The organism is Pedobacter sp. UYP24 (assembly GCF_054057295.1).
In genome coordinates this window covers 308892-321608 of record NZ_JBSRZD010000001.1, presented here as the reverse complement: position 1 = coordinate 321608, position 12717 = coordinate 308892, and the positions used below count along the sequence as shown (strand labels likewise).

At 41.8% G+C, this 12717-nt stretch carries 15 protein-coding genes; 10 read left to right on the top strand and 5 right to left on the bottom strand.

Annotated elements, in window-relative coordinates:
* Positions 1–2: 2 nt before the first annotated feature.
* Positions 3–242, top strand: a complete 240-nt coding sequence (locus tag ACVWYN_RS01485; protein WP_457287045.1) for a DUF6814 family protein — start codon at positions 3–5, stop codon at positions 240–242.
* Positions 243–244: 2 nt separating this feature from the next.
* Here ACVWYN_RS01485 and ACVWYN_RS01480 read toward each other — a convergent pair whose 3' ends face one another.
* Positions 245–1429 carry a class I SAM-dependent rRNA methyltransferase gene (locus ACVWYN_RS01480; RefSeq protein ID WP_457287044.1) on the bottom strand — a complete coding sequence of 395 codons (1185 nt, stop codon included), beginning with the start codon at positions 1427–1429 and terminating at the stop codon, positions 245–247.
* A 241-nt stretch (positions 1430–1670) separates the two neighbouring features.
* Between ACVWYN_RS01480 and ACVWYN_RS01475 the strand changes: the two genes are divergently transcribed.
* The 3 genes from ACVWYN_RS01475 to ACVWYN_RS01465 all read left to right on the top strand — a co-directional run bounded on the left by ACVWYN_RS01475 (position 1671) and on the right by ACVWYN_RS01465 (position 3222).
* Positions 1671–2006: a tRNA-binding protein gene (locus ACVWYN_RS01475; protein WP_457287043.1), complete on the top strand. Its 336-nt coding sequence runs from the start codon at positions 1671–1673 to the stop codon at positions 2004–2006.
* 15 nt (positions 2007–2021) lie between these two features.
* Positions 2022–2501 carry a nucleoside deaminase gene (locus tag ACVWYN_RS01470; RefSeq protein WP_457287042.1) on the top strand — a complete coding sequence of 160 codons (480 nt, stop codon included), beginning with the start codon at positions 2022–2024 and terminating at the stop codon, positions 2499–2501.
* A gap of 112 nt (positions 2502–2613) precedes the next feature.
* Positions 2614–3222, top strand: a complete 609-nt coding sequence (locus ACVWYN_RS01465; RefSeq protein ID WP_457287041.1) for a superoxide dismutase — start codon at positions 2614–2616, stop codon at positions 3220–3222.
* A gap of 83 nt (positions 3223–3305) precedes the next feature.
* On the opposite strand, the gene ACVWYN_RS01460 is transcribed toward ACVWYN_RS01465, so the two are convergent.
* Together ACVWYN_RS01460 and ACVWYN_RS01455 are read right to left on the bottom strand one after the other, a co-directional pair.
* Complete coding sequence (locus tag ACVWYN_RS01460) at positions 3306–4991, bottom strand: arylsulfatase (protein ID WP_457287040.1); 1686 nt, start codon at positions 4989–4991, stop codon at positions 3306–3308.
* Positions 4992–5129: 138 nt separating this feature from the next.
* Positions 5130–6062 (bottom strand): LysR substrate-binding domain-containing protein, encoded by a 933-nt coding sequence (locus ACVWYN_RS01455; protein ID WP_457287039.1) that lies wholly within the window; start codon positions 6060–6062, stop codon positions 5130–5132.
* A 147-nt stretch (positions 6063–6209) separates the two neighbouring features.
* On the opposite strand from ACVWYN_RS01455, the gene trmB reads away from it, so the two are divergent.
* Genes trmB through ACVWYN_RS01440 form a run of 3 tightly spaced genes read left to right on the top strand, consistent with a single transcriptional unit; the run spans position 6210 to position 7772 of the window.
* Positions 6210–6866: a tRNA (guanosine(46)-N7)-methyltransferase TrmB gene (gene trmB, locus ACVWYN_RS01450; RefSeq protein WP_457287038.1), complete on the top strand. Its 657-nt coding sequence runs from the start codon at positions 6210–6212 to the stop codon at positions 6864–6866.
* A 6-nt stretch (positions 6867–6872) separates the two neighbouring features.
* On the top strand, positions 6873–7199 hold the full coding sequence (locus tag ACVWYN_RS01445; protein WP_457287037.1) for an MGMT family protein: 327 nt from the start codon (positions 6873–6875) through the stop codon (positions 7197–7199).
* A gap of 12 nt (positions 7200–7211) precedes the next feature.
* Positions 7212–7772 carry a DNA-3-methyladenine glycosylase I gene (locus ACVWYN_RS01440; protein WP_457287036.1) on the top strand — a complete coding sequence of 187 codons (561 nt, stop codon included), beginning with the start codon at positions 7212–7214 and terminating at the stop codon, positions 7770–7772.
* On the opposite strand, the gene ACVWYN_RS01435 is transcribed toward ACVWYN_RS01440, so the two are convergent.
* Entirely contained in the window at positions 7773–8453 is a 681-nt protein-coding gene (locus ACVWYN_RS01435) for a hypothetical protein (protein ID WP_457287035.1), read from the bottom strand.
* 65 nt (positions 8454–8518) lie between these two features.
* Here ACVWYN_RS01435 and polA point away from each other — a divergent pair, with 65 nt between their 5' ends.
* Positions 8519–11332, top strand: coding sequence for a DNA polymerase I (polA, locus tag ACVWYN_RS01430; protein WP_457287034.1), 2814 nt, complete (start codon positions 8519–8521; stop codon positions 11330–11332).
* Here polA and ACVWYN_RS01425 read toward each other — a convergent pair.
* Positions 11329–11634 carry a YbaB/EbfC family nucleoid-associated protein gene (locus ACVWYN_RS01425; RefSeq protein ID WP_457287033.1) on the bottom strand — a complete coding sequence of 102 codons (306 nt, stop codon included), beginning with the start codon at positions 11632–11634 and terminating at the stop codon, positions 11329–11331. The two genes, polA and ACVWYN_RS01425, sit on opposite strands and share 4 nt — an antisense overlap.
* A 463-nt stretch (positions 11635–12097) precedes the next feature.
* Between ACVWYN_RS01425 and ACVWYN_RS01420 the strand changes: the two genes are divergently transcribed.
* Positions 12098–12346, top strand: coding sequence for a hypothetical protein (locus ACVWYN_RS01420; protein WP_457287032.1), 249 nt, complete (start codon positions 12098–12100; stop codon positions 12344–12346).
* 1 nt (position 12347) lies between these two features.
* Positions 12348–12644 carry a type II toxin-antitoxin system RelE/ParE family toxin gene (locus ACVWYN_RS01415; RefSeq protein ID WP_457287031.1) on the top strand — a complete coding sequence of 99 codons (297 nt, stop codon included), beginning with the start codon at positions 12348–12350 and terminating at the stop codon, positions 12642–12644.
* Positions 12645–12717 lie beyond the last annotated feature (73 nt).

Sequence of the window (12717 nt, the reverse complement as noted above, 5' to 3'; positions counted from 1 at the left end):
TCATGAACTCAATCAAAAAAATACTAGGCTTATTTTGGATCATCTTAGGCCCCGCATCTATCATATTTCTTTTTATTCACGCAATGGATAAGATCGGGCTCGCGGCAGAAGGCGTGGCTAAAACCAACACAACACTCCAATGGGGTATTATCCTATTTATATTCATTCCCATAAGTGCAGGCCTTGTCATATTTGGATATTACGCCTTTAAAGGAGAGTATGATCAATTGCCAGAGGAGTAATGTTAAAGTACCCTCAGCAATAAGCCCTTTAGGTATTCACCTTCCGGAAAGGACAACCGCACAGGGTGATCTTCGGGTTGGTTAAACTGCTTAAGTATCTGTACTTCTCTTCCTGCATCAAGGGCAGCCCAGGCAATAATCTGTTTGAATGTTTCCATATCAACCGCTCCAGAGCAGGAGAATGTAGCCAGTATGCCGCCGCTTTCCAGCAATAGCATTCCTAGTCGGTTTAGGTCTTTGTAAGCTCTTGCCGCACGATCTAACGCTGATCTTGAAGGTGCATATTTAGGCGGATCCAGTACAATTACATCAAACTTCTTTCCTTCTTCCTTAAAAATACGCAGTTGCTTGTTCACGTCAGATTGTATGCTGGTCTGTTTGGTTTCTTTAAATCCGTTCAGTTTCAAGTTGTGTGCTAGCGTTTCCAGTGCCAGGGCAGAGCTATCTACGCTGGTCACGTTTGCTGCCTCCTGTTGCAGGCAGTTTAATGTGAATCCGCCGCTGTAGCTAAAGCAGTCAAGGACATTTTTTCCTTTAGCATAGGCCGATAGGATTTTTCTGTTGTCACGCTGGTCACAATAAAATCCTGATTTCTGCCCATCTGCTATGTTAATGTGGTACACAATTCCAGATTCTCTCACCTCAATAAATTCAGGCGGATTTTCTCCCCACAACAAGCCTTGCTCTCCTTCCAGATGCTCATGCTTGCGTGCAGATGCATCGCTTTTATCAAATATTCCTTTTGGATTCAGTAATGTTATTAAGGAATCAATGATATCTGCCTTTATTGTTTCCATTCCTGCACTTAGTATTTGTAAAGAAAGAAAATCAGCATATTTATCTACAATTAGACCAGGCAGGAAGTCGGCCTCACTAAAAACCAGTCGGCAGGTATTGGTGTCCGCGTTCAAGATTCTTTCTCTTGAAGCAATTGCTATCTTCAGTTTTTCCTGGTACCAATTTTTATCTATGGTTGTATCTTCATTCCATTCTAGCAGGCGCAGCGCTATTCTTGATGTGGAGTGATAATAGCCATAGGCGAGGAATTCCTTGGTGGCCGACCATACTTTTACCACTTCACCATTTGCTGGTGTGCCCTTTACTTTTTCTATAGCTCCTGAAAAGATCCATGGATGGCGCAATACCGCAGCTTTTTCTTTGCCTTTTTTGAGAATAATGTCGATCATAAGGGACAAAATTAAGCATTCTCTTCGAAGACTGCATTCCCGATGAAAAATCGGGACGCTAAGGTCTTCTCTGAGAAGCTAAATTTTGCTGGGAAAGTAGTGGGAAAGTTTACTTGAGGGGTATGATTTTGTTGGGGAAAGTATTGGGATAGCGAGCTTGAGGGGGGATGGTTTTGCTGGAGAAGTAGCTTTTTTTGCTTTGATCGTGACAAACTGATATTTTTAGCAGGAATTAGATGTTATGGAAGAGATCAATTGGAATGATTTTGAAAAGGTAGAGTTAAGGGCGGGGACTATATTGGAAGTGTTTGATTTTCCAGAGGTCCGGAAGCCTGCGTATAAACTGCGAGTTGATTTTGGGGAACTTGGTATAAAAATGAGTAGCGCACAAATCACCTTTCATTATACTAAAGAGGAGCTAGTGGGTAAGCAGATACTTGGAGTCATTAATTTTCCAAAGAAGCAAGTCGGTAAATTCATGTCTGAGTTTCTGGTAACAGGATTTGCCGATGGGCAAGGAGATATCATTTTAACAACGCTGGATAAGCAGGTACCCAATGGAAGTAAAATGATATAATGCTATCTTTGAAGTATGAGTTTTTACAATTTTTCAGAGGGAGAGGATCCGGCAGCAGAGGATGAGCATTACATGCGCTTGGCACTACAAGAGGCACAAAAAGCATATGATGCAGATGAGATTCCTATAGGCGCAATTGTCGTATGCAAAGGGAGGATTGTTGGTCGCGGTTACAACCTTACAGAACAACTAAATGACGTGACTGCCCATGCAGAAATGCAGGCATTTACGGCTGCAGCGCAAACACTCGGAGGCAAGTATTTGAGAGATTGTACGATATATGTTACTATTGAGCCTTGCGTTATGTGTGCCGGTGCAAGCTACTGGACGCAGATCGGTAAAATTGTATATGGTGCAAACGAACCTAAAAGAGGTTTCCTGAGTAAAGGGGCAGAACTGCTGCATCCTAAGACCATTTTAAAATCCAATGTGCTGGCAGGTCCCTGCGCAGCACTCATGACTAAGTTCTTTCAAAATAAAAGAGGGCAAAGTTGACATATAATTGAACAAAACTTAACCCCCGATTGTTATATTTGCTAAAAGCAATGCACCAGGGGTTTATTCCTGATTGCATAATAACTTAATTTTTAAACTAAAAACAAATAATATGGCTTTTGAATTACCTGCGTTACCGTACGCAACAGACGCATTAGAACCACATATCGACAAGCTTACTATGGAAATCCACCATGGTAAACATCATCAGGCTTATGTTACCAACCTTAATAAAGCTTTAGAAGGTAAGCCGGAAGCTACGCAATCTATTGAAGAGGTGATAAAAAACATTTCTAAGTTCCCACCTGCAGTTAGGAACAACGGCGGCGGTCATTATAACCACTCTCTATTCTGGGAAATTATCGGCCCAAATAAAGGTGGCGAGCCTACTGGTGCTTTAGCTGAAGCAATTACAGCTGCATTTGGTTCATTTGCTGATTTCAAAACTAAGTTTGCTGAAGCAGGAACTACCCGTTTCGGATCAGGATGGGCATGGCTAAGTGTTGGTGCTGATGGAAAATTAATTGTTTCTTCCACTCCAAACCAAGACAATCCACTTATGGACAATGCAGAGGTTAAAGGAGCGCCAATCCTTGGAATGGACGTTTGGGAACACGCTTACTATTTAAAATATCAAAACAAAAGACCAGATTATATCGCGGCCTTCTGGAATGTAGTAAACTGGGATGCTGTAGCAGACCGTTTCAAAAAAGCAAAATAAGTAAAACTACTATACTAAATAAAAGCCCCGCAAGTGATCTACTTATGGGGCTTTTATTTTATCTGGCATCAAGCTGCCTTCTGTTATGGCTTAGGTAATACATGATGCTTGGCGGCCCAATCATCCCATAACTTGCTTAGCATGGCCACCTTATCAGGGTATTGCGCAGCAAGGTTATTGGTCTCGGATTTGTCATTGTTCATATTAAACAGGCGCCAGTTCTTGTCGGCCCCGGCTACCACCAATTTCCAGTTCTGGAAACGCACATATTTACTGCCTTCATGCTCGTTAAACAAAGGCCTATCCACAGCCAATTCCTTTCCTTTAAAAATAGGGGCAAGGCTTTGCCCTTCTAACGGAGTGATTTTGTTTCCATGATATTCCTTAGGGTATTTTGCGCCAGCGACTTCTATAAAAGTAGCCATAAAGTCCATTACGTGACCTATTTGATCCGTCTTGCTTCCCTTGTTTTTAATTCCTTTTGGCCATGATACAATCATGGGAGTATGAATGCCGCCTTCAAAACTCTGGTACTTCCATAACCTGAAAGGGGTATTGGCTACGTTAGCCCAGTTCTGACCGATAGAGAAAAAGGAGGTCTCCGGACCAGGCATTACATCTTTCTTTCTGGAGTAAGATATAGGTCTGCCATCCCGGGTTTCTCCTGGTCTATCGAAACCCGGCCCATAGCCTTCGCTAGATTCTGCACTTGCGCCATTGTCACTTAGAAATACAATAATGGTATTGTCAATCTCACCAGTCTGCTCAAGCGTCTTTAATATTCTGCCTATTCCCTGGTCCATGCGGTCAATCATCGCTGCATGGACAGCCATCGCCCTTGCGTCATACTCTTTATTTGGGTTGTCTGCCCAGGTTATATTTGCCGGATTCCTGTCGGATAATTTGGTTTTAGTAGAGTCAATAATACCCAGCATTGCCATTTTCTTATACCGGGCTTTTCTAATGGCTTCCCAACCTACTTTATAGGTGTCCTTATACTTTTCAATATCTTCTGGCAACGCCTGGATAGGCCAGTGGGGTGCATTTTCTGCTACATATAAAAAGAACGGCTTATCGGCTTTGCTAAATTCACGAATGTATCCAGCCGCTTTGTCGTTAATGGCATCCGTATGGTAATAACCTTTTGGTACTGAGGCGACTGGAGTAGTCCCTTCAACAAGACTAAATGGGTCAAAGTAATCCACTACTCCCCATATTGTACCATAAAACTTCTCAAATCCCCTATTGGTAGGGTATTGTTCCAATGGAGAAAAGAGTGGGTGTGAGCTCTGGTGATGTAACCATTTCAATTGTTCCTCACTGTTTTTCTGAACAATGGTGTTAGATACGTGCCACTTGCCGGCCATTGCGGTACGGTAACCAGCATCCTTTAAAACTTCGGCAATCGTCACAGTATTTTTGCCCAGGTAACCTTTGTAGCCCTCATCATTTTGAGGTGTTGTCATATCGCCTATTCCAGCATCGTGGTTATACAAACCGGTAAGTAAAGACGCCCGTGTTGGGCAGCACCTGGATATGTTATAGAACTGCTTAAATTGTATTCCTTGTTTGGCAATACGATCTAGATTGGGGGTGTGGATTTCGCCACCATAACATCCCAAATCAGAAAAGCCCAAGTCATCAGCCAGGATTACAATAATATTCGGTCTATTGTCGGGTTTAGGCTTCATGCCTAAAAAGGTAAGCGGTATTGCGGCAGCTAAAAAGAGATTACGCACAATAGGGCTGGCAGAAAAAGATAACTTCATTCCATTCAATATTTAAAAATGAAGATACAAGAAATTACTTAACGTACCTAAATCTGGGATATTCAAAGCCTGTATCTCAAGAGCTAGTCGTTTTATTTCGTATGCGATACCTGCTCAGTAAGTGGAGTTGTCTTCCTGCTAAATACCTATAATATCTTTTTTCTTCTTTTGCTTCATGGCTTTAGGGATCAAATTTAAGATCTCCTCTTTCAGGGCATTCAATGTTCTTTTTTTGATGAAGTTTTTATGTGTAACCAGGCTAACCTCCCTAACTGGTTCCGGCGATTTGAAGTAACGCACCTTACTTAGCTGTTTATTGCTAAGCTCTTCCAATGCCAATTCAGGCAATAAAGTCGCGCCATTATTCATGTCTACCATTCGTATCAGCGTTTCTACGCTACCAGTATTATAAGTAAGCCCCTGTATCCTGTTCTGTTTTGTAGAACGACAAATATTGAGCACTTGCGACCGCATACAGTGGCCTTCATTCAATAGCCAGATATTCTCGTCTTCCAGATCATCTGCATCAATGGTTTTCTTCTTATAAAGCCTGCTGTTTTTGCTAATATAAGTTACAAAGTTTTCGTAGTAAAGGGGGAACTCCTCAATATTGGTATCCGCTAGTGGGGTAGCCAATATGCCACAATCCAATACGCCGGTTTTTAGGTGATGTATGATGTCTTCAGTAGTATATTCCCAGATCATTAATTTTAGCTGCGGATATTTCTCCATCATTGCAGCAATCACTTTAGGCAAAAGATAAGGAGCTATAGTAGGGATGATGCCCACTTTCAATTCGCCAACAACATCCTGCTGCTGACTGCTGATCAGTTCTTTGATTTTTAGGCTTTCTTGTAAGATGATGCGCGCTTGCTCGATAACCTGTGTACCAATCTCTGTAGGGGTAACCGGCTGCTTGCTCCGGTCAAATATCTTAACGTCCAGCATCTCTTCCAGCTTTTGTACCTGCATACTCAGGGTAGGCTGGGTAACAAAACACTTCTCTGCAGCGCCAACAAAACTTCGGTAGGTATCAACGGCAACTATGTATTCAAGCTGGACTAACGTCATATAGTTAAATGTTATTTACTTTAACAAATATATAAATTTTGATTATTTACCCGCATCTAAACGTTTTTAGCTGGGTCATCTTTACTTTACCATGGCAATGAATTTTATGTTACAAGATTTCTTAAGTTTGTACTAAATACAATTATAGTGGGTAAAGATAAGTTACGAAAATTTGCAGAGATAGATACCTTTTCCAATGTTTATCAAATGGAAGAGGGTAAAGTATTGAAGGGAAAATGGGCTTCAGAACATTTTAAAAATGACAACCCTATAGTACTTGAACTTGCTTGCGGGAAGGGAGAGTATGCCCTTAACCTGGCAAGGATGTTTCCGCAGAAGAATTTTATTGGTATAGATTTGAAGGGCAATAGGATTTGGCGTGGTGCCAGGACAGGTATCGACGAGGGTATTACTAATCTGGCTTTCCTTAGGATACAGATTGAGGATATTGTAGACTATTTCGCACAAAACGAGGTAGATGAAATCTGGATCACTTTTCCTGACCCACAGCCACAGGAAAGTCGCGAAAAGAAAAGGCTTACCTACCCTGGCTTTTTAAATAAGTACAAACAGTTTTTAAAGTCGGATGGCAGGATCAACCTGAAAACGGATAACGATGGCCTTTTCCAATATACAGTAGAAAAAGTAGAGGAATTGGGTTTGTCCTGCTTTAAGAAGACAGATCAATTGTATAAATCTGTGTTTTACGATGACCTGCTTTCCATTAAAACGCACTACGAACGGATTTACCTTAAGCACGACAAAAGCATCAATTACATCCAGTTTTCATTAGATAAGCTATAACAGAATATGGAACAATCCTTTTACGATCAGGTTTTTGAACTGGTAAGGTTGATCCCAAAGGGAAGGGTTTGCTCCTACGGTTCGATAGCGAAAAGTCTGGGTTCGGGCGGTTCGGCAAGAATGGTGGGCTACGCGATGAGTAATGCCGGCCTGGCGCATCCTCCTGTACCGGCGCATCGGGTTGTTAACAGTGCAGGATTGCTTACCGGCAAGTTCCATTTTTCGCCTCCAGAGCTGATGCAGGAGTTGCTTGAAAATGAAGGAATAGTAGTGGAGGATAATAAGATCAAGAACTTTAAACAAGTATTCTGGGATCCGCTTCAAGAATTATAGATGAGCAAAAACATGGAAAATATAATCAGATGTGGTTGGTGCGGTACCGATCCATTGTATGTAAAATACCACGATGAAGAATGGGGCAAACCTGTTTACGATGATAAAACTTTGTTTGAATTCCTCATTTTAGAAGGTGCACAGGCAGGCTTGAGCTGGATTACCATTTTAAAAAGAAGGGAAGGCTACAGAAAAGCATTTGCAGATTTTGAAGTGGAGAAAGTAGCCGCTTTTGACGAGCAAGATGTAACGCGATTAATGAACGATGCAGGTATAATCAGGAACAGGCTAAAAGTAAATGCAGCAATCAGCAATGCAAAGCTTTTTATACAAGTCCAGAAAGAGTACGGTACTTTTTCTGATTTCATGTGGGGTTTCCTTCCAAACAAACATCCCATTCAAAATGAAATACATTCCATGGCTGATGTACAAGCCAGAACAGAGATTTCAGATGCAATTAGCAAAGACATGAAAAAGCGAGGGTTTAAGTTTTTCGGTACCACCATCTGCTACGCACACATGCAGGCAACCGGTATGGTAAACGACCACCGGGTGGATTGCATCAGTCGGTAATTACTTTTTAGCAGCAGCGTTATAATCAACCACAATTGCGGTTAACAGCTTGGCATCAAAGAGGCTGGTCGCCTTAATACGTTCCGCTATGGCATCATTGCTGGTCAGTTTTTGCAAAAGAATAGACTTCACTACCGGAGTTCTGGCCGCTGCGGTTCCGTTCTCTGCAAAAAGTTCCTGCATGGGCCCAGTTCCAAACTTCTCAATAAAATAAGTAGCTGGCATGATCTGTTTTGGTGCAACAGGACCGCTGCCCCTACCGCCGCCAATAGAAATACCACCGCCCATACCCACACCACCAAAACCACCACTGCCGGCACCAATACCTATTGAAGGTCTAAATTTCACCTTTTTTTGCACAGGCTCTTCTACCAGCAAGTTCCCCCCTATCGAATACAAATTAACAGCACCCAGCTCAATCACCTTAAAAAAACGTTGTTCCAGGTCTTTTTTAATCAGAATAGGCTTGCTCACATAAGTTTCCCCATTCCAGACAAACTCTTTAATGTCCTTAGCGCTATACTCCACCAAAGCTTCCGCATCGTTTTTTAAAACTACGGTAGAGAAATTTGTGGCCTTTATCGTTCCCCTGATAAAATTCCCATCAGAAATAACAATAATATCCTGGGCATAGGCCCCAGAAGCAAAAAAAAAACAGCACAATAGAAAAATAGATCTCATAGCATTCAAATAACGGAAATTATTGGAGTATTAGTACCTTTATCCTGGTAAGATTATTTTAAATTATGAAGAAGCTTTTTCTATTAGACGGTATGGCGCTTATATATAGGGCGCATTTTGCACTCAGTAAAAACCCACGTTTCACCTCAACAGGAATCAATACCTCGGCAGTGATGGGCTTTGCCAATACGTTGATGGAAGTGCTTAAAAAAGAGAAGCCAAGCCATATTGCGGTGGTTTTTGATACAGCAGCACCAACCGAGCGGCATATAGAATTTGAGGCTTATAAGGCCCACCGACAAGCCATGCCAGAGGACCTATCTGCTGCGCTTCCCTACATTTTTAAACTAATTGAAGGCTTTCGCATACCGGTAATCACCAAAGATGGATTTGAAGCAGATGATATCATTGGCACCATGGCCAAAGAAGCAGAAAAGCATGGTTTCCAGGTATTTTGTATGACACCAGATAAGGACTTTGCGCAACTGGTTTCAGAAAATATCTTTATATACAAACCCGCAAGGATGGGTAATGACATGGAGATCATGGGCGTTCCGGAAATTTTAGCCAAATGGGAAATAGAAAACCCACTTCAAGTGATCGATATCCTGGGACTGTGGGGAGATGCTGTAGATAACATCCCGGGAATTCCCGGAATAGGAGAGAAAACAGCCAAATCATTAATTAAACTTTATGGATCAGTAGAAAACATCATTGCCAACTCGCACGAGTTAAAAGGAAAACAGCGGGAAAATGTAGAAATGTACGCCCAGCAGGGCATGGTATCCAAAAAACTGGCCACCATTATCCTCAATGTACCGGTTGAATTTGATGAAAAATCTCTTGAACTAGAGGAGCCTAGCAGGGAGCTATTGGAACCACTATTTGCAGAACTGGAATTTAGAACAATAGGCAGGCGTGTATTTGGGGAAGAATTTTCTGTTACCGACTCAAAAGGGCAAGCTTCCCAGCAGTTTGATCTTTTCGGAAATGAGCAGGAACAGCCACAAAGCACAACAAAGATTTTTGTAGCAACCCCCGAAATGTTTGAAGAGGCAAGGGAGGCTAAGACCATAGAAAATACCGCACACGATTATAAGCTGGTAGATACCGCAGCATCCCGTAAGGCATTAATCGATTTGTTGTTACAACAGGAAAGCATTTCTTTTGATACCGAAACGACAGGTACAGATGCAAACCTTGCAGATCTGGTAGGCCTCTCTTTTAGTATAAAACCCGGTGAAGGCTATTATATACCTTTATCAGAAGTAAGAGAAGAGGCACAAATGATCCTGGACGAGTTTAGGATAGTGCTGGAAAATGAGAGCATTACAAAAATAGGCCAAAATATAAAGTATGATATGCTGGTGCTAAAATGGTATGATGTATCCATAAAGGGTAAACTATTTGACACCATGCTGGCCCATTATCTAATAGATCCAGATACCCGCCATAACATGGATTTGCTATCAGAAAACTACCTCTGCTATTCGCCCATAAGCATAACAACACTTATTGGTGCGAAAGGAAAAGGGCAGGGCACGATGAGAGACGTTCCGGTTGAAAAGGTAGTGGATTACGCGGCTGAAGATGCCGACGTAACCTTGCAGCTTTCCAATATTTTTGCACCAATGCTTAAAGAATTGAATGCAGAGGATCTGGCAACAAATGTAGAGAACCCATTGATCTATGTATTGGCCGATATTGAGAAGGAAGGCGTAAGGATTGACATGGATACTTTGATTAATTATTCAAAGGAACTGGAAATAGATATCCGCAAGTTTGAACAGAGTGTGTATGAAAAATGCGGCATAAAGTTTAATCTGGCTTCGCCAAAGCAGCTGGGAGAAGTATTGTTCGACAAACTTTGTCTGGATCCAAAGGCTAAGAAAACAAAAACCGGGCAATACCAAACGGGTGAAGATGTGTTGCTGGCCCTGGCTAGTAAAAGCGATGTCGTACAGGACATCCTGGATTTCCGCCAGCTACAAAAATTAAAATCTACCTATGTGGATGCATTGCCGCTGATGGTTAACCCCAAAACCGGCCGTGTCCATACCAGCTACAACCAGGCTGTTGCTGCAACAGGAAGGCTAAGCTCAAACAACCCAAACCTGCAAAATATACCAATCCGTACAGAGCGGGGTAGGGAGGTGAGAAAAGCATTTATCCCGAGAGATGAGGATCATGTATTGTTATCGGCAGATTATTCGCAGATAGAGTTGCGCATTATTGCCGACATCAGTAAAGAAGAAAACATGTTAGATGCTTTTAACAAGGGCATCGATATCCATACCGCCACTGCTGCGCGGGTTTACGGAATCACTATTGAGGAAGTTACCCCCAACCAGCGCAGAAATGCCAAGGCAGTAAACTTTGGCATCATCTACGGACAATCGGCATTCGGACTGTCTCAAAACCTGGGCATTCCCCGTAAAGAGGCTGCAGAAATAATTGAGCAGTATTTTGCACAATATCCGGGTATAAAAAGATACATGGCAGATACGATGAACTTTGCGCGGGAGAATGGATTTGTAGAAACCATACTTGGTCGCAGGCGTTACCTGAGGGACATAAATTCTGCCAACCAAACCGTACGGGGTTTTGCAGAGCGAAATGCCATCAACGCGCCCATACAAGGTTCAGCAGCCGACATGATCAAAGTAGCCATGATCAATATCCATAAAGACATTATAGATAAAGGATTACAGTCTAAAATGACCATGCAGGTACATGATGAGTTGGTATTTGACGTGTTAAAATCTGAAGTTGCCGTAATGAAAGAGATCATTATGCACCGGATGAAAACAGCGATCAAAACTGATGTGCCAATAGAAGTAGAGATTGGCGAGGGAAATAACTGGCTAGCGGCGCACTAGTTTCCGAACATTCCGCCAAGACCGCCAAGCATATCTTTGGTCATTGCCGACATTTCCGTTTCGCTTACTTGTTCTGCCTGAGCCATAGCTTTGTTTATTGCTGTTAACAGCAGTTCTTCAAGCTCTTCCCTGTCTGCACCTTTAAAAAACTCGTCGTTGATGTCAATGCCGGTAATGGCTTTATTTGCTGTAGCGGTTACGCGTATTGCACCACCTTCTACCTCACCATAAACTGAAATGGTATCTAATCTGGCTTTTATTTCACCGGCCTTCTGTTGGGCCGCCATTAATTGATCTAACATGTGCTATCTATTTATTGTAAAACGAAAATAGGGCAAATTGGTTTAAACTACTGCTATTAAAAATAAAAAACGGCCTTCTGGTAGGAAGGCCGCTCTATATCATTAGGTAGATGATATGATTTTCATAGGTAGATATCCATAACTACGAAATATCGTGCCGAATGGTTGTTTGCCGGAATATTTTTTTTAATCTCGGTTATGATAGCGTTGAACCTGGTTCTACACTAAAACCATACAAAGACCATACTTCTACCATAATTGTACACAAAACAAGTACTTTTAGTGTAGAAGTATGGTCTTTGTATCGAAGAAGTATCGAACGAGTTCCTAAGCAGGTGTGTGGGTGTGTGGCCCTTTTTAGGAAGGCATGGAAGTAATTGGTTAAATCCGATGAACTAAAGAAGCGTTGAACAAACACCAGCCTTTGAAATAAATTAGAATAAAAACAAAAATTGTTATCTTTATGAAAAATCAAATAATGGATATTGCGCTAAAATATAAAATAGTGGAGAAGATCATCCAAAGTAATGATGATGGCCTGCTGAACGAAATAAAAGCCCTAATAGGGCTCTCAGAAACGGATTTTTGGGCAGATGTTCCTACGGATGTAAAACTGGCCATTCATAAAGCCAAGAAAGAACTTGACGGTGGCGAGGGCACTCCCCATATACAGGTCATGAGTGAAGTAAAGAGCCGCTTTCTAAGTAAGTAATATGGCGGATTATTCCATTATTTGGTCTCCTACGGCCAAAATCAGTTATTATCAAATAATGGAATACCTGGATGATAAATGGACATTGAAGGAATTGAAATCTTTTGTAAACCGTACAGAAGAAGTCATTGACCATATCTATGAAAATCCATTGCTCTATCCTTATTCAAAAAAAAGCGACACCCATAAATGTGTGGTGGTAAAGCAAGTAAGTTTATTCTATAGGTTAAAAAATGATTGTATAGAACTTTTAGTTTTTTGGGATACCCGTCAAGACCCTGCTAAACTACTCCTGTAGGTTCCGCACCGCCGCGCCGAATGATTCAACTGCCACACGTCGTGATGGATCTGCCGGTAATCCCAAAAATAAT